Source organism: Sediminihaliea albiluteola (assembly GCF_014077625.1).
Lineage (GTDB): Bacteria > Pseudomonadota > Gammaproteobacteria > Pseudomonadales > Halieaceae > Sediminihaliea > Sediminihaliea albiluteola.
On the sequence record NZ_JACFXU010000018.1, the window covers coordinates 48,334 to 69,575 of the forward strand.

Genomic DNA, 21,242 nt, shown 5'->3' on the forward strand with positions numbered 1-21,242 from the left:
TGAGTCCATGTTAGCGTGGAGAATGGATGCTGTGCTCGCCGGCCACCCAGCTTGCCCGTACTTGTCCGGCGCTGTCTATATGCACTAAGTCAGCACGATAACCCGCTGCAATACGTCCTAGCGAGCCCTCTAGGCCCAGAAAGCTCGCCGGGTAGAGCGAGGCCATGCGCAGGCACTCGCCCAGAGGCACTTTCAGTGTTTGGTGACAATAATTAACCGCATCGATCATGCCAATGGCACTGCCCGCTAGTGCGCCTGCGGCGTTGATCAATTTGCCTCCTTGCAGGCGGATGGTCTCGCCGTAGAGCTCAAAATGATCTTTGCTATCGCCCACCGTGGCCATAGCGTCGGTGACCAGGCAGACTTTGCCCGGGGGCAGCGTCTTTAGTGCGATGCGCAAGCTGGCAGGGTGCACATGGTGACCATCGGCGATCACGCCGATCCAGCAATCTTCAGCTTCCAGTGCGGCGCCGATGACGCCCGGCATTCGAGCTGTGAAGCCGCTCATGGCATTAAAGAGGTGGGTGAAGCCCCGCAGGCCTTCTGCCCGTGCCTGTTGAACCTGCTCGTAACTGGCATCGCTGTGCCCAGCGCAGACCAGTACTCCGGCATCGCGCAAGGCCGCGATGGCGCCACGTGGCATATGTTCTGGTGCTAGGGTTACGATGGTGATGAGCTGAGAGCCCAGTTCGGCCAGCCACTTTAGGTCGGCGGGGGAGGGCTCACGGATCATCTCGGCTTGGTGAGTGCCTCGCCGGCTGGGCGCAAAGAAGGGCCCCTCAAGGTGGATACCCAGCACGCCAGCATTGCCCGCCGCTCGGGCTGCCTGAATTGCGGCGACGGCAGTGCGTTGTTGCTCCACAGTATCGCTGATCAAAGTGGGCATCATGGATGTGGTGCCGGTAGCTCGGTGTGCCGCGACCATGCGCTTAATGCCCTCGCGGTCGGCTTGGTTATTGAGTAATACGCCGCCGCCACCGTTGACTTGCAGGTCAATAAAGCCGGGCGCAACAAAGCCATCAGCTAAGCTAATGCAGTCTATATCAGCCGGGATTGCGTCATCGGCCAGCAGCGCAGTAATCGAGTCTTGCTCGATGATTAGTGCGCAGTCATTGTGCCACTGCTGCCCATCAAATAGACGCTTGGCGCGGATCGCGCGCTTCATAGAGCTGTAACGACTGGCTGGGGAAGTACTGTTAAAAGTACCGTAATTAGAGTTATTGTAGCTCTCATGTTGCTCTAGTTGCTGCTGAATAATCGCCTAGTTTAGCCGAAACTGAGCCGCAGGTGATAACCTTGTCCTCAGCGCTGGCCGCGCTGCCATAACCCCCGCTTTTGGCGGATACGATATTTACTATTACGGACTGCACTACGCAGGGTTTAGCCATGCGCGACGATACTCGCTTGTTTGACACCATTGCCCAGGCACTGCGGGAGCGGGGCTATGCCCTGTGTCCCAATGCCCTGCCGCCAGAGCTGACTCAGGCTTTGAAGGCGCATTTGAAAGTGATGCAGGATGAGCAGTTCAGCCCTGCTGGGGTGGGCCGTGAAAATAAATATGCCGTGAGACAATCGATACGCAGCGATGAAATTTGCTGGATCACGGGTGAATCAACTGCTGGTAAAGCATGGCTAGACTGGGCCGAGCTGCTGCGCCGGGATCTCAACCGGCAGCTGCTCTTGGGGCTATTTTCCTTTGAATCACACTTTTCTCACTATCGGCCGGGTGATTTCTATCGCAAGCACAGTGATGCCTTTCGGGGGGAGGCCAATCGGGTGTTATCGCTAGTGGCTTATTTGAACGATAACTGGCAGGACAGTGATGGGGGTGAGTTGAAGTTGTATTTGGACGAAGCCGAGCAAGAGAGTCTTTTGATACAACCCGAAGCTGGCACGGTAGCGATTTTTCTCAGTGAGGAGTTTCCCCATGAGGTGCTGCCAGCAAAGCGTGACCGCTATGCGATTGCCGGCTGGTATCGGGTCAACACTTCCCGTGGGGATCGCGTTGATCCACCGCAATAAGCCACCTGTAGCCTCGTATTTGCGCCTTATTTAAGCGCCAAGTGCTGAGGGCGTGAGGTAAGTGAGAATCAAGTAGCTGCAGTAAGCGCAGAAACTGCTCAGTAGAATGGCCCCTTCCACGCGATTAATCCGTCGCGAGCCGGGCCGGAAGGAGTAACCGATGACAAACAGCGACACCGTTAGGGCGGTCATCACCATCACATCGCGGCTTAGAATCACCGGCTCCACAGCAAAAGGCTGAATAAGGCCGGCAATGCCCACCACCGCAAGGGTATTAAACATATTGGAGCCAAGTACGTTGCCCAGTGCCATATCGTGCTCGCCCTTGCGGGCGGCAATGATGGAGGACATGAGTTCTGGCAGTGAAGTGCCGATGGCAACTACGGTCAGGCCAATAATCAAATCACTCACACCAAAGGCTTGTGCCATATCGATAGCGCCCCACACCAGCAGCCTAGAGCTGGCGATCAGTACCAAAAGGCCCACAATGAGCCATATCCAGGCGCTACGCTGAGACATGACGCGGCTGGGTAAGTCCTGTTCTAGCTCTTGGCTAAAGCTGTCAGAGGGGCTGCGCATGCCCTGGAAAATAGTCCAGCTCATCAGTGCTGCGAACACTAATAGCAGCACAATCGCGTCAATTCGAGACAATTCGCCATCTAAAAGCTGGAAAATAGCTAGACCAGTAATTGCTGTTAATACTGGCAGCTCTTTGCGAAGAATATTAGACTGCACCGCGATTGGACTAATCAGGGCTGTGAGTCCTAGTACCAGAGCAATATTGGTGATATTGGAACCATAGGCATTACCGAGGGCTAAACCTGGGTTGCCTTGCACCGCGGCGATGCCTGAAACCAACATTTCTGGCGCTGATGTGCCAAAACCGAGAATCACCATTCCGATTAGTAGCGGTGGCATGCCATAATAGGCGGCTACCGAAGCGGCGCTGTCAACAAATTTGTCAGCGCTCCACAGTAGAAGAGCGAGGCCGGCGAGTACTGCTAGTAAGGCTGTTATCATGCGCGCAATTATAAGTTGCGCGTCGTCGTTTTGGCTAACGCTTATCGGGCTTTTCTGTGACACCTGTCCCTATCGTCCCTACTTGCGACCTCACTAGGTTTTGAGGAGCGCAGGCGGCGCTGACTGATAAGGAACCGGCTAACAAGGATCAGCAAATAGAAACCTGCTACACAACCAGCAGTGAGGAGTGCGTATGAACGAGCATCAGGCCGACGATTTGGCCAGATTTATGGGGGGCGTTAAGCGTCGCAACCCTGGAGAAACTGAGTTTCACCAGGCGGTACACGAAGTGGCGATGGACATCATTCCCTACATAGCTGATAAGCCGGTTTACAAAGAACTGAAAATCCTCGAGCGCATGACAGAACCTGATCGCATTGTGTCATTCAGGGTTGTGTGGCAGGACGACAGCGGTGCTATTCGAGTGAACCGTGGCTATCGTGTGCAGCAGAATAACGCCATTGGGCCCTACAAGGGCGGTATACGTTTTCACCCTACGGTGACTCAGTCGGTGTTGAAGTTCCTCGCTTTTGAGCAGGTCTTTAAAAACAGTCTGACCAGCCTGCCATTAGGCGGCGGTAAAGGTGGCTCGGACTTTAACCCCAAGGGTAAGTCTGACCTTGAGGTCATGCGTTTTTGCCAGGCTTTCATGACTGAGCTGGCCAAGCACATTGGCCCAGACACCGACGTCCCCGCGGGTGATATTGGTGTGGGTTCACGTGAAGTGGGCTATATGTTTGGCCAATACAAGCGTCTAGCTAACCGTTTTGAGGGCGTGTTGACTGGTAAAGCCTTGGAATTTGGCGGTAGCCGTATTCGCACCGAAGCCACGGGTTACGGTGTGGTCTACATGGTAGACGAGATGCTGAAGAAGCACGGCGAGAGCATTGATGGCCGCACCTGCGTGGTGTCTGGCTCCGGTAATGTGGCCACTTACTGTGCAGAAAAGCTGATTGATATGGGCGGCAAGGTCGTCACCTTGTCCGATTCCTGCGGCTTTATTCACTACCCTAATGGTCTGACCCATGAGCACTTGCACTGGGTGATGGACCTGAAAAATAGGCGCCGTGGCCGCATTGAGGAATTCACCAAAGAGTTTGGTGGGGAATATTATGCCGACCGCAGCCCCTGGGGCATTAAGTGTAGCTTGGCCTTCCCTTGTGCGACTCAGAATGAGATCACTAGTGAAGATGCCAAACTGCTGATCAATAATGGCTGTCGCGCCATCTCTGAAGGCGCCAACATGCCGACAACCCCCGAGGCAATCAAAGTCATTCAGGGTTGTGATTACTTGCTACATGCACCTTCCAAGGCGGCTAACGCTGGCGGTGTTGCAGTATCAGGCTTGGAAATGAGTCAGAACAGCGCACGCTTGCAATGGTCGCGCGAAGAAGTGGATGATCGCCTGCGTACCATTATCCGTGGTATTCACGATCAGTGCGTGGAGTTTGGCTCCGACGCAAACAACCATGTGGATTACTTCAAAGGCGCCAACATCGCTGGCTTCAACAAAGTGGCATCAGCCATGATGGCCTACGGCGTGATGTAGCCTCTATCAGTCCCCAGCTGCAAAGGCAGCTCGAGAAGGGCATACTGAACCTTGTGTTCGTAGCCTTGGGGACTGGTGATGAGTAATCAGCAAGACAAACCTGAACAAACAGCATACTCCGGCTCTGCCGGAGGCTGGCCCGCACTGCGTGAAGTGGTGCGCCACCTGCGCGAGCAGGAAGTGCTGATGAAAGGCAACAAAACCCTGATGCGCGCTAATCAGCCCCAGGGTTTTGATTGTCCAGGTTGTGCTTGGCCCGATCCCAAGCACACTTCATCTTTTGAGTTTTGTGAAAACGGTGCCAAAGCCGTGGCGGCTGAAGCCACAGCTAAGCGGGCCTCGCCGGACTTATTTAGTCAGTACACGGTGACCGAAATGCTCGCTGCTGGTGAGGATCACTGGCTGGAGTCCCACGGCCGTCTCACCCACCCGATGCGCTACGATGCCGCCACTGACAAATACCTCGAAACCACCTGGGCTGATGCCTTTGCTTTAATTGCCGAGCACCTAGGCAAGCTGGATAACCCCAATCAGGCCGAATTTTATACCTCAGGCCGCACCAGCAACGAAGCCGCCTTCCTCTACCAGCTCTTTGTGCGCGAGTTTGGCACTAATAACTTCCCCGATTGCTCCAATATGTGCCACGAAGCCACCTCCGTGGGCCTGCCGCAATCTATTGGCGTGGGTAAAGGCACCGTACTGCTGGAAGATTTTGAACACTGCGATCTGATTATTTCCGTGGGTCACAACCCAGCGACAAACCACCCGCGCATGTTGCGAACCCTTGAAGAAGCGGTCAACCGCGGTGCCCGTTTGATGGTCTTCAACCCGTTGCGGGAGCGGGGTTTGGAGCGTTACACCGACCCGCAGAATATTAAGCAAATGGCGACTATCGCCTCTACGGTGCTGGCTACCCAGTACTATCAGGTAAAAATTGGCGGTGATATTGCCGCCCTAAAAGGCATGATGAAGTGCCTTGCCGAACGCGAGGCCGCGGCGCCGGGCAGCGTATTTGATCAGGACTTTATCGCTGAACACACCACCGGTATTGAGCAGCTACTGGCCGACCTTGAGGCGACTTCTTGGCAGGATATTGAGCAGGTCAGTGGACTTTCACGGCAAGCCTTGGAGGAGGCAGCCGGGCATTACGCGCGCGCCAAATCCACCATTATCTGTTACGGCATGGGGCTGACTCAGCACTATACCGGCACCCAAAACGTGCAGCAGTTGGCTAACCTATTACTATTGCGCGGCAATATCGGCCGCCTTGGGGCCGGTATCTGCCCGGTGCGCGGGCACTCTAACGTACAGGGCGATCGCACGGTGGGCATCGCCGAGCGCCCGCCCAAAGAGCTGCTGGATAGGATTGAGCAGCACTGTGGTTTTAATCCACCACGGGAGCACGGTCACACCGTAACCGAAGCGCTTAAAGCCATGTACGAAGGCCAGAGCAAAGTGTTCATCGGCATGGGCGGCAATGTCGCGCGTGCCGCACAAGATCTCAACTTTACCGCCCAAGCCTTTCGCAACTGTGACTTGAGCGTGTGGATACTCACCAAACCCAATATGTCGACCCTAATTCACGGCAAGTCAGCGCTGATCCTGCCGGCACTGGGCCGCACTGAGCGCGATCTGCAAAATGGCCTGCTGCAATCGATCACCGTGGAGGACTCGATGTCCATGGTGCATGCTTCGGTGGGCATGAACGAGCCCGCCTCAGAACACTGCCGTTCAGAAACTTGGATCGTAGGTGAAATGGCTAAAGCCGTATTGCCCAATAGCGTGATCAATTGGGATGAGCTGGTCGCAGACAACAACGCCATCCGTGATTTAATCGCTAAAGTGGTGCCTAGTTTTGACAACTACAATCAGCGCTTACAGGAGCCTGGTGGCTTTTATCTTGGCAACACGGCGCGTGAAAGGCAGTGGCATACGCCTGAAGGGAAAGCCGTTTTTAAGGTCTGCCCACAGTTACAGCATGAGCTACTGGCGCCGCGTGATGGCCAGCTGACCCTCACCACTGCGCGGGCACACGATCAGTACAACACCACGGTGTACTCCATGAACGACCGTTATCGCGGGATTAAAAACCGTCGCGATGTGGTCTTCCTCAACACCGATGACATGTTAGCCCGCGGAATTGCCAGCGGTGACCGAGTGGATGTGCGCACCGTATTTGAGGGCCCTGAGGACTATGTGCTGCGTGACTTAGAAGCGGTGGGCTTTGACCTGCCAAGCGGCTGTGCCATGGCCTACTTCCCGGAAGCCAACGCCTTAGTGCCCTGGTCGCACTACGACCCCGCCAGCTTTGTGGCGTCTTACAAGTCCATTCCTGTGACTGTGAGCCTGAGTGAGAGTAGCTAGCTAGCCTTCGCTTTAGTCAGTGCGGCCCGGCGGCGCGACCACAGCATGCAGCTAACACTGCCGATCGCGCAGGCTGCAATGCAAGAGACCACACTGAGCAGGGATTCGGGCAGTAAGTTACTCAAGGCACTGGCCAGTCCGCCCAGCCCAAACTGGGCGGTGCCCATCACTGCCGAGGCAGAGGCTGAGCTGCGAGGGAAGTACTCCAAATAACTCGCCATAATATTAGGGCTGATCGCCCCTAAGGTGCCGGCGTAGAGCATCATCGCTGGTAAAAAGCCCCACACCGACCAATCAAACAGCGCCGCGCAGAGCAACAGCAGCCCAGCGCTGGACTGTGCACAGGTTGCCACAAACTTAATCTGTGCAGGTTGATAGCGGTTTAACAGCAGGCGGTTGAGCAAGTTGCAGCTAAACATTGCGAAAATATTGCAGGCAAAGAGGAAGGTGAACATTCCCCGGGATTGCCCAAAGTGTCCTTGGTAAATAAATGAGGCGTAGGTGACGAACATGATCAAGCCGCCAAAGGAGGCCGCTTGCCAGAAAATATAGGGCAGGGCAGCGGGCATTTTCAGCACGCCGATGTAGCGCTGCATGACACTGACGCCATCCGGGCTGAGTTTGTGGCTCCGTGGCCCGCGAAACACCGTTAGCCAGAGTAAAGGCAGCAGGCACAGGGCATAACTACCCAGCGCAATAAAGACCAGGCCCCAGTCCCCGACCTCCAACAAAGCAGCGCCAATAGCCGGCGCGATCGCTGGGGCAATAATCGACACCAGACCGATCATCGAGAACATCTTGGCAGCTTGCAGCCCATCCACCCGGTCGCGCACCAGAGCGGGGATAGATACCCCGGTCCAACCGCCGCCAATGGACTGTAGCAGACGGCCCAATAGCAGCATTTCTATACTCTCAACCTGAGACAGAAAAAAGCTCGCCGCCGAGAAAACACACAAGCCCGTGACCAAAACCCGCCGTCGACCATAGCGGTCCGATAGCGCGCCGCCACTGAGCTGGCCAATAGAAAAGCCCATCAAGTAAATAGAAATACTCAAAGAGACCTGGTGGATCGTCACGCCCAGTGATTCAGCAATCAGCGGAAATGCCGGCAAATAGGTGTCGATAGCAAATGGCCCCAGCATCATAGTGAAGCCAAGAGCAAAAACCACTGCCAGAGATATGCTGTTTGTAGAGTTCATCACACCAGACGTCAGAATTAAGCAGGACTATTCTTACAGAAATGGCCTGGCTTCGAAATGATCATTAGCAAAGGGAAGATATTAATCTCGCTGGGTTAATCTTATAGTTCTTGTTCGGTTGCCTATCGAAAACCTGTCAGTAGCTTAGCTAATAAGTCAAAATAGCTAAATCTCCAGCTAACAGCAGGCTTTATAGAGCTAAGTTGAAGGTTTTTAAAGAGGAGAGGGGTGGTTGCGACAGCTTTGACTCTTCTTTTGGTTTTATGGCAAAGACTGAATAAAGACTATAAGTCTTTGGTTGTAAGGGCTGATGCTGGCTATGGTATTGGGGCATTTTGATATCTGGCAGCGACAGTAATTAGGTGGTATTGGTTGTCAGAGCCTAACTATGATTTACCTCATAACAGAGCATTGTCGCAAAATCTGAAAATGCACTGCTAAGCTGTATGTATCTACAGTATCTTGTGGTATTTTATGTTATGTCACATAACATGAGTGCGTTTGGATGAGTATTGGAGCGAGCGGGCGAATAGTTGTTGAAATTGACCCTAGTCTGAAGCAAGAGCTTCACGCAGCACTTCGCCAAGAAGGGCTGAACCTTAAGTCATGGTTTCTTGATAATGCAGAGAAATATCTAGCTAATAAAGGGTTGTCAGAGGTTGCAGATAAAGACGCTGAAGAGCACATCAGGGGGCTCGAGTGAGATTTTATAGAGATAAAGTATCCTTTGGTCGCCACCAGACATTTTCTGTTCGTTATGGTTGGTTGTCGAAAGGGTTCCAAGCATTAAAGCGCAATCCATCAATTTTAAAATCAGAAGAGGCTATTGCTGAACTGGGCGTAGGAAAAAACATGGTGGAGTCGATCAGCTATTGGCTTCGCGCGTTCCAGTTGATTGAACCCAACTCGAGTAAGCCAACAGAGCTTGGGAATAAAATTTTTAGTACTAATAAAGGGTTTGACCCATATCTAGAAGATGAAGCGACTATATGGTTACTTCATTGGCTGTTGGTAAGCAATCCTGAGCAGGCAACAGCTTGGTACTGGTTTTTTAATCGATACCATAAACCTGAGTTTACAGGACTTGAGCTGGTAACTGCGCTAAATGATTTTGTGACAGATCAAGTGAAAGACGTGCGAAGGCCAGCGATGAGCACCTTAAAAAGTGATGCGACTCTTATTCCTCGTATGTATACACAAAGTAAACTGCATAAACACATGCCCATAGAGGAAGCGTTGGATTCACCACTTGCACAGTTAAGGCTAATTACAGTAATGGCAGGAGAGAGAGGCTTCCAATCAAAACCTGCACCCCGCCCTGGACTGCCGACAGGTATTCTTGGTTATGCGATTACAGAGATCTTTCGAGACCGAGAAACAGATGTAATTCCAATAGAAGATCTAATGTATAGTCGGGATGTTTTTCCGGCCCCAGGCGCTGTTTTCAGAATGACAGAAATGGACTTAATTACAAAATTAGAAAACCTAACGGAATATTTGCCTGGTGTGTATCAAATTAACGAAACGGCGGGAATGCATCAGCTCTTTCAAATGCGAAAAGTTGAGCCGATGGAGTATGTGGAGAGCCACTATGCCAGCTTTGAAAGGGGAGAGGTGGCATGAGTCTCTCTGAACAGATAAAGGTCAACACGCATTATACTCGGTCAGTTAATTTAGAGAGAGATAGCTCCTCAGCTGAAGTTCTAAAGGCATATATACCTACATCAAGAACCCTTAGAACTTTAGAGAGAGTGTCTGTATCGCTTGACGAGGATCAGGCTCCCCGTGCTTGGTCTTTGATTGGCCCGTATGGCTCAGGAAAGTCTTCATTTTCGGTGTTTTTATCAGACCTACTGGCTAAGCCAATTGAGGCATCTACAAGTATTGCTCAAGAAAAACTAGAGTCAGTAGACCCGAGGCTAAGTGAAGTTTTTGACAAGCATCTTGCAGGTTCAAGTGGGATGCTAAAAGTACTAGTTACAGGCTCGCCAGAGCCTATGGCTAGAAGGCTACTTGTCGGGTTTGAACAGGCTGTAACGAAGGTTTGGGCTGGTAAACGAGGAAAACGTCCAGCTATATTTGCACAGCTTAGTGCACTTCTTTCTGATGACGAAATAAGTGTATCAGAGACTTTAGAGTTTATCGGTGCTCTGCAACTAACGTTGCAGAAAGAGGGGTACAAGGGTGTAGTACTTATCATTGATGAGCTAGGTAAGTTTTTAGAGTATGAAGCAAGGCATTATGGTGCAAATGATATATATCTTCTTCAAGCGCTAGCTGAACATGCCTGTAAAGGTCATCCATGTAATTTATTTTTATTCGTAATGCTCCACCAATCATTTGAACAATATGCAAAAGGTTTAGGTGAAAGCTTAAAGAATGAATGGTCTAAGGTTCAAGGACGCTTCGAAGAAGTGCCGTTTATTGAATCTCCAGAACAAGTACTAAGGGTGGTCGGAAGTGCATTTCAGCATGATTTTTCTAAGCCTGATAAAAAGTTAATAAGAGAATACTTAAATTTTTCAGTACCGACTCTTATAGAGCAAGGTGCTCTTCCTTCGGGTTTAAAAAAGAGGGAGGCGATTAACCTATTTGAATCATGTTATCCGTTACACCCGATAAGCGCTTTAATACTTCCCGTACTATGCCAAAAAGTTGCGCAAAACGAACGAACACTGTTTAGTTACTTAGGTAGTCATGAAGAGTTTGGTCTTGCAGATATGATATCGAGGCTTGAGTCAGTCAACGATTGGGTTAAGCCTCATCATATTTTCGATTATTTTATTAGTAATCAATCCGCTGCTTTGAGTGATTATGCGACACACCGTCGCTGGGCTGAAGTGGTAACAGCCTTAGAGCGAATGGGGGATGCATCAGATTCTGATGTGGCCTTGCTTAAAACGATAGGCTTACTCAATATCATCGGTGCCAAGGGAGGATTAAAAGCTTCTAAAAGTATCTTGAGCTTATGTATGAGCTCCAGAGGGCTGTTAGATACGGGTTTGAAGAATCTCCAGACAAGCTCGGTAATAACTTACAGAAGGTTTAGCGGTGAATATCGAGTATGGCAGGGTAGTGATTTCGACTTAGAGGAGTCATTGCAAGAAGGGCTAAATCACTTAGGTGAGTTTGAGTTAGCAGAAGTCCTGAATGAGCAGTACTCGTTACAGCCAATAGTTGCTAGACGCTATACTATTCGAAATGGCGCACTACGTTATTTTACGCCTCTATTTGTGGACGCCAAAAGTTATAAATCAACAGCAGAAAAATCTGACCAGCCTAGATTAATTCTTTTTTTGGCAGCTGCACAAGACGATGAAAAAATCTTCTTTGATAAAGTAGTAAAGCACTTTTCAGAACTTGATGTTCTAGCAATATGCAAAAACGGATCTCAACTACGAGAGGCAACAGCGGAAGTGGTTGCCCTGCGTTATGTTGGTGAAACAAAGCAGGAGCTTAGTAACGATCCAGTCGCCAAAAGAGAATTTGAAGATAGGCTTACAGCAGCTGAGAGTGCTCAAGAGAATGTGTTGAGTGATATTCTAGAAGCGCCACATGAAAGTCATTGGTACCACAAAGCTATAAGGTTAGAGGTCGCTAATAAGCGTGAATTTCAGGAAAGTCTATCTAATGTTCTTTCGAAAGTGTATGAGAAAGCACCAGAAGTTCATAATGAACTGGTGAACCGAGATAAACCAACGCCTCAAGCTAATGCCGCTAGAATAAAACTACTCCATGCGATGCTGTCATCCTCGGAAAAGGCGGATCTAGGAATAGAGAAGTTTCCACCGGAAAAGGCCATCTATAGGTCAGTTGTTGCTGCGACAGGTTTGCATAAAGAGCTTAGCCTAAATGAGTGGGCATTTGCCGATCCAGAAAAAGGGACAGCTTTTTATTATGTATGGCAGCGGATAGAAAAGTTCCTGGAAAGTACAGAAGAGTCACCTCGTTCCTTTGCTGAGTTAAACGCGGAGTTGATGGCGCCACCGTATGGAGTTAAAGCTGGGCTTTTACCAATACTTTATGTGGCGGTTTACTGCACTAAGCAACAAGAGTTGGCGATCTACGAAAATAGGCAGTACAGGCCTGTTTTTACGGCGGATATGCTTGATAGATTCGTGAAGCGGCCAGATGATTTTACCTTTCAAAGATTTAGAATTGTTGGTTTGCGAGCGTCAATATATGAAGAATATAAAAAACTATTTACTGACGGTAAAGAAAAAACTGTAGTGCAGTTAGTTAGGCCATTAGCCAACCTAATCAATGGGTTAGAGGAATATACATTAAAAACAAAGAGTAATGTAATTTCTAACAAAGCAAAGAAAGTTAGAGATGCATTTAAACTGTCACAATCTCCAGAAAAATTATTATTTGAAGATCTTCCAAAAGTGCTTGGCTATTCAGAAGAAATAGAAGATAAGGAAGGGTCCCTGGAGGGATTTTCTGCTGAACTGACTGAGCGATTGAAAGAGCTGAGATATGCTTATTCAAATATGCGTAAACAGTTTCAGAAGCTTTTGTCGCAAGCATTTAACATGAGTGACACGCTTTCATTGCTCGAATTAAGGCAAGAAGTGATTAAGCGCTATGAGGGGCTTGAGCAATACACAGTAGATGTTGATGGATTACGAGCATTTATAAAACGAATTACAAAGCGCTCTGGAAATGATGAAGAGTGGTTAGATAATATTCTGATGTACTTAGGCCAAAAGCCAGCTACTAAATGGCTTGACTCAGATTGTGCTGAAGTAGAGATAAAGCTCAGTGATTATGGACAGCGAGTCCTTGATCTTGAAACTTTGAGCATAGAGTATGATAGAAGTGCAAAGCGTAATAGTGATGGTTTTGAAGTTATTCTTTTAAAGACATTGAAGAAAGGTGAAGAACCTAACGATAGGGTTGTTACGATTGATCAAAAACAGAAAGAAGAAATAGCGGCTTATAAATCCCAAATCTTATCGGTTTTAAATCAGTGTGAAGAGGATGAAAAAAAACTGGCCATTCTAGCGGAGCTAGTTGATGATTTTTTAGTTGAAAATAAGGATTCATCTTTAGAGGTTAAAAAATCGAAAAGTGAAATGAAGGCCAAAAGGAGTAAGAGTAGCCATGTCCATTAAGGTCACATATGAAAGTGCAATGAAAATACCAGGAGCAAGGCATGTTCTTGGCCTTTCAGGAGGAAAGGATAGCGCAGCTCTTGCTATTTACATCAAAGATAAATATCCCAATCTACATGACAAAATTGAGTACTTTTTTACCGATACAGGTGCAGAGCTTAAAGAGGTATATGACTTTTTAGATCGTCTAGAAGCGTATTTAGGTAAAGAGATAGTTCGGCTTAGCAGTGGCAAAGACTTCGATCATTGGTTAAGTGTTTATAACGGTTTTTTACCCTCGGCGAAGCAGCGCTGGTGTACCCGAGAAATGAAGATTAAGCCTTTTGAGCAATTTGTTGGAGATGATCCAGTTGTTAGCTATATAGGCATCAGGGCAGATGAAAACCGTGAGGGATATATTAGTACTAAGGAAACTATACGTGCAGTATTTCCTTTTGTAGAGGATGGGGTTATTCGAGATGATGTCTTTCAGATCTTGGAAGACTCAGTTGGTGTACCTGAGTACTACAAATGGCGATCGAGGTCTGGATGCTATTTTTGTTTCTTTCAAAGACAGTCTGAATGGTTGGGATTAAAGCGTCACCACCCTGATTTATTTGAAGAAGCAAAAGAGTATGAAAATCGTAAAAGAGAGCGCTATGATTGGGATTCTGGATGGTCGGATGCTGGTGGGTACGGCTATACTTGGTCATCCCAGGGAACTTTAGATGAGCTAGTTGCTCGTGCTGAAGCGAGAGAGAAAGAGCAAGGGGTAATTGCTAGCTCTACAACGTTAAGATGGCAAGAAATACTAAAGCAACAAGAAGATGATGATCCAGAAGACCAAGCGTGCCTGATTTGTAGTCTATAAAACTAATTTTTAAATATATTTTTACTAATGTAACACGTAGTTACAAAGCATATGTTTTTTCCTAAATGATAATAAAAATCAAGAATTACCTAGCCGGAAATAAAGAGAATATAACAAATGATAGATTTGCAACAACTGTTGGGGAATTACTCAGAAGGTGAGTTGGCTGCAATTCTTGGTGAAGGTGTTCTCGAGATGTATAAGAGAACTACCGGGCAAGATGTTACTAAAGAAGTGTTGATGCAATCTGTGGTGACGCTTTATGGCCACGAACTCTTAACCAATTCATCAATGCGTACAAGGTTGATTGAAAGCATGAACCAAGAGCAGGTTAAGTCATTGTTTTTGTGTTTTTGTGAGGTAATTGGAGAAGATATTAAAAATGAAGATAATATCGATTTTTATGAAACATTAAAAAATTTTTCAGAGCTTAAGACGATTGAATTTGCTGAGCTTTTTGGGGTCAGTATAGGTGAATTTAGCGCAGAAAAAAACAATACGTCAGTAGATGGTATTGTAAAGCTTGATCCAGCATATCCTATGTATCCGTATCAGGGAGAGATGGTTGAGAAAATATTATCTTTAATGCAAGGGGGTGAAAAAAAAAGATGCATTCTTCATTTACCCACTGGTGCAGGGAAAACTCGGACTGCAATGAATGTTGCTTCAGAGCATCTTCGACGTGAAAAAAAAGGCCTGGTTTTATGGTTAGCTGATACTGCAGAGCTTTGCTCCCAAGCTGCTAACGAGTTTAAAAAAGCATGGACTGCTTTAGGTGATCGTCAAATAAAGCTTTACTCATATTACTCAGATACCAATATATCTTTAGGTGGTATTGATCAAGGTTTTCTAGTCGCTGGTCTACAAAAGCTACATGCTGCCAGAGACAGTCAAAATTATAAAATTCTTTATGAGCAACTACAAAGCCATGTGACACTTATAATTTTTGATGAAGCTCATAAAGCTATTGCACCTACATATAAAACTACTGTTAATCATATGATTAATGCAAATTATAACACTTTTCTTTTGGGGCTTAGTGCAACTCCAGGGCGGCAATTAGAAGTCGGCAATGATGAAGATGCGGAATTAGCTAAGTTTTTTGACAATTCAAAAATAACTATGCGAGTTGCGGGCTATCAGTCACCGGTGAAGTACTTGGTTGATGAGCAATACTTAGCTAAAGCCGAGTTTGTACCAATTGATTATGACGGCATATCAATTTCATATGCTAATGAGTTTTCAAATTCAAAACGTAGTAATGAGATTAGACAAGCTCTATCAGAAGATGGGGCAAGAAACAAAAAACTTTTAGAGGTAATAGAGAAAGCGCACGAACAAGGAAGCTCTATCATAGTTTTTGCTTGTAGTGTTGACCACTCATTAGATTTAGCTTCGATGTTATCGTTTAGGGGCATTAAAGCATTTTCTTTAGATAGCAAAAATGATGATGCGAGTAGTCGCAGATATAAGATTTCAGAGTATTTGAAAGGTAATGTAAGAGTCATTATTAACTACAATATTCTAACCACTGGATTTGATGCACCTAGGACAAACGTGGCCATTATCGCTCGTCCAACAGATTCCTTAGTGCAGTACTCCCAGATGGCAGGTCGAGCTATGCGTGGGAAGAAAAGTGGGGGTAATGAAAAGTGCACTATCTATACCGTCAGGGATGATATACCAGTATTTAGAAGTGTTATTGATGCATTTATGCACTGGGATAATATTTGGAATGAAGTTTGAATATATGGGGGGAAACAATGAGCAGACCGTTTATTAGGGGGCAAGTTGCCATTGACTCAATGCGAGATAATGGTTTTCTTAGTGCTGCTCATGCTTTAGCTGAGCTTATCGATAACAGTATTCAGGCCGGAGCGGACCGGGTAGAGCTGATAACATTCGAAAACAGATCCGAACGCAATGGAGGCGCTAGGTCCACTAAGCGGATAGAAAAAATTGGTGTATTCGATAATGGGAAGGGGATGGATTCCGAAACATTGCATCTTGCTTTGGAGTTTGGTGCATCTCTTAATAGGGATAACCCTGTTGGAATCGGTAAATTTGGTATGGGGCTTCCTAATTCATCGATATCTCAATGTAAGCATGTTGATGTATGGAGTTGGACGAATCCCGGAAAGTACATGTATACATATTTGGACATTGATGAAATTAAAGATGGAGTATTAGAGACTATTCCAGAGCCCGTTTACCGTGATATTCCAGAAGAAATATTATCGGCTATTGATAAGCCAATGCCAGAATCTGGCACGTTTGTACTTTGGTCAAAAATAGACCGTTGTCAATGGAAGACAGGAAAGTCGATATTTAAGCATACACAAGATGTTGTTGGAAGAATGTATCGGTACTTTCTAGAAGATGAAAAAGTGACTATACGGTTTAAGTCAACTGAGCTTTTAGACAACCTGTTCATTGTAGATAGCGAGCATAGATTTTTACCTAATGATCCGATGTATTTAATGAGGGATACATCGCTCCCTGCCTTGCCTGATGAGTTTGAAGGTGAAGCAATGTTTGAATATGTAGAAGGTTGTTGTTATTCATTTCCGGTTTCTGATGAAAATGGTAATAGTCATCAAGTTGAAATAAAGGGTAGCGTACTAAAGCGCTCTGTACTGGATAAAATACGATCCACAACAAATGGTCAAATTGGAAGTACCGATTGGGGGAAGCATGCAGCTAAGAATTATGGCTTGTCAATTGTTAGATCGCGTAGGGAGTTATCTCTTGCACCAGAGTTTATCAACCCTCCGGGCGCTAAAGAGAGGGGGCGGTGGTACGGTATTGAGCTATCATTCACGCCTGCTTTAGATAACATCTTTGGTGTAACTAATAACAAACAGCATGTCGTAAATTTAAAAATGATGAAAGCCTCTGAGGATTTTGAAAGAGAGGGTTTCGATTCTGAGCATGAGTACAGATCGGATTTATTAGCAAATAACGATCCCAAATTGAGAATATACGAAGTTGTCCAGCATATTAAAGAAGTTGAGAAAAAACTTATAAATCGTATAGAAACGTATAATTTTAAAGGTAATAAGGGTGATGTAGATGAGGATGGTGCTGGGTATAGTGGTGTCATAAATTCTGTAACTTCAATAATTAAAGAAAAAGATGAAGATAGAGATTATGTTAATCCTACAGAAGAACTTAGTTTTACGCGAGAAGAACTTGAAGATCATTTACGAGAAAAAGGTATTTCAAAGCCAGAAGAACTTGCGGCTACGGTTCTAAAATATAAATTAAAAGTTTTGATTGAGTTTTTGCCTATGGCAACCTCTGCTTTTTTTGATGTGTCAACAAAAAAAGGGCTCACACTTCTTCAAATTAACATTAATCATGCATTTTTCAAAAGGGTCATTGATAAGATTCCTGAGTCAGAGAGGGAAGCTTTAGTAGTGTCTTTGGCTGGTTGGGCCAGAATGGAAAGAGAGACATCCAGTGACAAGCGTCGACTGCAACTTGAAATGGCTCGAAAAGACTGGGGGCAGCTATTAGAGGACTATCTCGATGATGATTGAATCGAAATCAACAAAGAAGAAGATTCTATTATGATACTTTATTCCGAAGAGTTTACTAGTAAGTTTAAGGAATCATTGCAGGAGGCTTGTGTAGATATTTTCTTGGCTTCTGCCTTTATTAAGAATGATGCTCTTAAAAAAATATCTAGCGCTATTTCATCTAGTGTAGAACGGGTTCGGGTTGTTTCTAGGTGGCAAAAGTATGATTTGCTAGCTCGGGCATCCGACTTAGAGGTTTATGAGTTTTGTAAAGACCGTGGATGGGAGTTTGGCGTTGATTTGAGGTTTCATGGCAAGCTTTATGTAATAGATAAGACTAAAATATTTTTGGGCTCCGCAAATCTTACACAGAATGGACTTTCACTCTTTTCTCGAGGTAACAACGAGTTTGGAACTATAGTTGATGCGGATTATGTCGATCTTTCTAAAATTGATTCATTTGTCACATCTGAAGTGGTTTGGTTAGACGATGCTTTATATGAGCAGATGTCTTATGAGGTTAACTCAGCACAAGATAGCTCTGATCCATTTCACAATGTCGCCTGGTCAAAAGGGCTGGAACTCTCAATATCGAAGCCTGTGCATAACTTATGGGTTGAAGAGCTCCTATTTTGTTCGCCAGATAAACTTCTATTTCCAAATCTAGACAATGTAGCTGTACGGCATGACTTGGAGCTTTTATCATTAAGCTTTGATGATATTAGCGTCGAAAACTTAAAGTTTGCATTTCGTCGAACGAGAGTTTATAGCTGGATAAATTCGCTATTGGCTCGATATGGATCAATTAACTTTGGGGGGGTTAGTAGCAACCTTCACAGGGCGCTCATGGATAATCCATTGCCATATCGAAGGAGAATTAAAGATTTTGTTTTGGTGATATTTTCTTGGCTTACATTTCTTAATAATGAGTTCCGTTTAAAAAAATATAATAAAACCACAGTGGTATCAGTAACCGGATGAGGCATTAAACTAATAATATCAATAGTTTGACTATTTGCATGTGATGAGTTCCTTTAGTCTATATAAGCTTTATAATTGGATGGCATAGGCTAGACACATAATTGTGTTCATTAACAATAAGGGCAGGTGATGTCAAAATTTGATGCTGATCCAGTTGATCTGTGGGAAGTGTTTACTCATAAGGCAAATATAGCTGGATTTCGAGTGCCAGAGTATCAAAGAACATATGACTGGGATGAAAAAAATATATTAAGGTATTTTGAAGATCTAGCGGTTGGATTGTATGAGTTGCAAAATGACCCTGAGGGTAGGACCTTTTTGGGTACTTTAATACTTGTTGAGAGCCAAAAAAATAAAGATGAAAAGTTTGATGGCGTAACATTTGATATTGTCGATGGCCAGCAGCGTTTGACCACAACTTCTTTGTTGGCTTCAGTCTTACACAAAACTTTGTCTGAAATATTTCAACCTACAGCCCTTGAAGATCCAGTCATCTTAGAGTGGCTTTCTGAGGAAGTAAATTATACAAAACAGCGTTTGCAAAATTGTATCTTTGGCTTTGTCTCGCCCGATGGTGTTGAAAACTTTCCATTTCCTAGGATTGTTCGTGATAATGATAGTCGGGCGCCATCTTTAAAAGATGCAAAATACAATAGCCTAATAGCAAACTATCTTTTTTCTTATGCTACACACATCACTAATCGAAAAGCTGGATTATTTGATTTTACTTGCGATAAATTTGTCGACGGAACTAGCAAGCGATTCTTAAGTAATTTAAAGCTGTTGCAAGATTTTGTGACGCAATTAATTAATGCTCAGCCTGACGAGTCAAGTTTGGATTTTGATTCTATCGGTTTAAAAGAAATTATTTCGCAAGACTACCGTTTCTGCTTCTCTAAACTGCCATCTGACCCGGACGATGCTGATCATTTAATTAAACGTGCAGTAGACATTAAAGATATAAACCTAAAGCCTCTGTTAGTTCTTCTTTGTTTCTGTAGCTATTTTTTAGATAGAGTGTTGTTTACGAGAGTGATTGCTCCTAAAGTTCGATATGCATTTGACATATTTGATGCACTTAATACTACAGGTGAGCCTCTTACCGCAATTGAAACATTTAAACCAAGAGTTGTTGAGTTCGAAAACAATTTTGGATCTAAGTACAGTGGATCTCCTAGTGAAATATCTATAAATCATATTGAAAACTTTATAGATACATTTGAAAAAAACTCTGAGCGTCAATCTGAAGCACAAAATTTAATAGTGTCTTTCGCTTTATACCAAACAGGAAAAAAACTTGGTTATAACTTAAATTCCCAAAGAGGTTACTTACGAAAAACTTTTAATGCAATCGAAGAAATAGCATCAAAGCGTAAATATATAAAAAATCTAGGTAATATTTCAGATTTTAGAGAGCGTTTTTGGTCAGGTAAGGATTTGTCTACGCAGCTTATAGATCTTCCGGAAAATGATCGAGAGATTTGTCGTCTGCTAATGGCCTTTATAGTTAGCCTTAAGACTAAGTTAGCTATACCGATACTTGCTCGTTATTATTATCACAGTCAAGACACAAAGGATTGGTCATATTTTGTAGATGCCTTAAAAGCACTTGCTGCTTTTATAGTCCTTTGGAGATCAGTTACTGGTACAACGGGTCGAATTGACTCAGCGCTCCGCGGTGTAATGTATTACGGTAATAAACCCTCCGATAAGGTATCTCATGGCAATGATGAAGAAGATCTATTTAACGGTCTCAATATTGGTATTAACTCAGATCGCAAAATACTAGAGCCCATTGAGCTTAAATTAGCTCTAAAAAGTTGGTTGGCTGGGAAGCCTGTTGAAATTAATAACAAAGACGAGTGGGTTGCCAAAGCCATGACTGTTCCAATTTATAGTCACTCGGCAACTCTTTGCCGTTTTCTTTTGCTTGCTGCTACTCATAAAACAGCGCAGGTTCCTCCAGGATCAATTTCTCTTAAGAAAGATAAGCTGAGCCTTAGCAATGATTTCCTTAAGTATAGTTATTGGAGGTCCGACTCAATTGCCTCTGTAGAGCATGTCGCACCTCAGCAGCAACCTCATCTGTCTGGTTGGCATACTTCTATTTATGATGACTCTTATCTTGTTCATTCAATTGGTAATTTAACGCTCCTACCTAGTGGAGAGAATTCCGCTGTTGGAAATAAGCCCTGGAAAGATAAGCTTGCCTTTTACCAAATATTTTCAGCAACCACAGATCAGGAGTTTAAAGATGCTGTTAAAAAAGCAAAAACTGATGGCGTGACTTTAGGAGAGGCAGAGGATCGCTTCAGGGATATGTTGAACCTTCCCTTTTTAACACCTTTGGCTGCTTACGAAAACTGGGATGCTGAAACCATCAGGATAAGAACTAAAGCGTTGCTAGAGCTTGCTTGGGAGGAGATACATGCTTGGCTATTTTAGTGCTTGATATCAATAAGGCCCTATTTAGTTAGTAAATGTTTTAAATTAAATGTAGCAGTTAGATATTTTACTGTGTATTAAAAAAGATCTATGCTGTTAACTAGTATTTCTGTTCTAGGTTGTGGGAGTGTGTTTGGCATTTAATATATGTGAGATTGATTTCTTGTGTGCTCT

At 45.3% G+C, this 21,242-nt stretch carries 14 protein-coding genes; 11 read left to right on the plus strand and 3 right to left on the minus strand.

Annotation, left to right across the window (positions count from 1 at the left end; translation table 11 throughout):
- Positions 1–10: 10 nt before the first annotated feature.
- The gene (gene nagA / locus H2508_RS13740) at positions 11–1,165 is read right to left on the minus strand and encodes an N-acetylglucosamine-6-phosphate deacetylase (protein ID WP_182174961.1); all 1,155 of its coding nucleotides are present in this window, start codon (positions 1,163–1,165) and stop codon (positions 11–13) included.
- A gap of 221 nt (positions 1,166–1,386) precedes the next feature.
- Here nagA and H2508_RS13745 point away from each other — a divergent pair, with 221 nt between their 5' ends.
- Positions 1,387–2,022, plus strand: coding sequence for a 2OG-Fe(II) oxygenase (locus H2508_RS13745; protein WP_182174963.1), 636 nt, complete (start codon positions 1,387–1,389; stop codon positions 2,020–2,022).
- 30 nt (positions 2,023–2,052) lie between these two features.
- On the opposite strand, the gene H2508_RS13750 is transcribed toward H2508_RS13745, so the two are convergent.
- Entirely contained in the window at positions 2,053–3,042 is a 990-nt protein-coding gene (locus H2508_RS13750) for a calcium/sodium antiporter (RefSeq protein ID WP_182174965.1), read from the minus strand.
- Positions 3,043–3,235: 193 nt separating this feature from the next.
- Here H2508_RS13750 and gdhA point away from each other — a divergent pair, with 193 nt between their 5' ends.
- A complete protein-coding gene (gene gdhA, locus H2508_RS13755) occupies positions 3,236–4,591 on the plus strand; it encodes an NADP-specific glutamate dehydrogenase (RefSeq protein ID WP_182174967.1) in 1,356 nt (451 codons plus the stop codon).
- A gap of 78 nt (positions 4,592–4,669) precedes the next feature.
- Positions 4,670–6,955 (plus strand): FdhF/YdeP family oxidoreductase, encoded by a 2,286-nt coding sequence (locus H2508_RS13760; protein ID WP_182174970.1) that lies wholly within the window; start codon positions 4,670–4,672, stop codon positions 6,953–6,955.
- On the opposite strand, the gene H2508_RS13765 is transcribed toward H2508_RS13760, so the two are convergent.
- On the minus strand, positions 6,952–8,154 hold the full coding sequence (locus H2508_RS13765; protein ID WP_182175425.1) for a Bcr/CflA family efflux MFS transporter: 1,203 nt from the start codon (positions 8,152–8,154) through the stop codon (positions 6,952–6,954). The two genes, H2508_RS13760 and H2508_RS13765, sit on opposite strands and share 4 nt — an antisense overlap.
- A 505-nt stretch (positions 8,155–8,659) precedes the next feature.
- Here H2508_RS13765 and H2508_RS13770 point away from each other — a divergent pair.
- The 8 genes from H2508_RS13770 (at position 8,660) to H2508_RS13805 (ending at position 21,068) form a co-directional block, all read left to right on the plus strand.
- Positions 8,660–8,857: a hypothetical protein gene (locus H2508_RS13770; RefSeq protein ID WP_182175472.1), complete on the plus strand. Its 198-nt coding sequence runs from the start codon at positions 8,660–8,662 to the stop codon at positions 8,855–8,857.
- Positions 8,854–9,777 (plus strand): DUF4007 family protein, encoded by a 924-nt coding sequence (locus H2508_RS13775; RefSeq protein WP_182174973.1) that lies wholly within the window; start codon positions 8,854–8,856, stop codon positions 9,775–9,777. The genes H2508_RS13770 and H2508_RS13775 overlap by 4 nt, the downstream gene beginning before the upstream one ends.
- Positions 9,774–13,271, plus strand: coding sequence for a hypothetical protein (locus H2508_RS13780; RefSeq protein WP_182174976.1), 3,498 nt, complete (start codon positions 9,774–9,776; stop codon positions 13,269–13,271). The genes H2508_RS13775 and H2508_RS13780 overlap by 4 nt, the downstream gene beginning before the upstream one ends.
- Entirely contained in the window at positions 13,261–14,121 is an 861-nt protein-coding gene (locus tag H2508_RS13785; protein ID WP_182174979.1) for a phosphoadenosine phosphosulfate reductase family protein, read from the plus strand. The genes H2508_RS13780 and H2508_RS13785 overlap by 11 nt, the downstream gene beginning before the upstream one ends.
- Before the next feature lie 117 nt (positions 14,122–14,238).
- Positions 14,239–15,867, plus strand: a complete 1,629-nt coding sequence (locus tag H2508_RS13790; protein WP_182174984.1) for a DEAD/DEAH box helicase — start codon at positions 14,239–14,241, stop codon at positions 15,865–15,867.
- Between the two features lie 17 nt (positions 15,868–15,884).
- Positions 15,885–17,663 (plus strand): ATP-binding protein, encoded by a 1,779-nt coding sequence (locus H2508_RS13795; protein WP_182174987.1) that lies wholly within the window; start codon positions 15,885–15,887, stop codon positions 17,661–17,663.
- Between the two features lie 30 nt (positions 17,664–17,693).
- On the plus strand, positions 17,694–18,623 hold the full coding sequence (locus tag H2508_RS13800) for a phospholipase D-like domain-containing protein (RefSeq protein WP_182174990.1): 930 nt from the start codon (positions 17,694–17,696) through the stop codon (positions 18,621–18,623).
- A 129-nt stretch (positions 18,624–18,752) separates the two neighbouring features.
- Positions 18,753–21,068, plus strand: a complete 2,316-nt coding sequence (locus tag H2508_RS13805; RefSeq protein ID WP_182174994.1) for a DUF262 domain-containing protein — start codon at positions 18,753–18,755, stop codon at positions 21,066–21,068.
- Positions 21,069–21,242 lie beyond the last annotated feature (174 nt).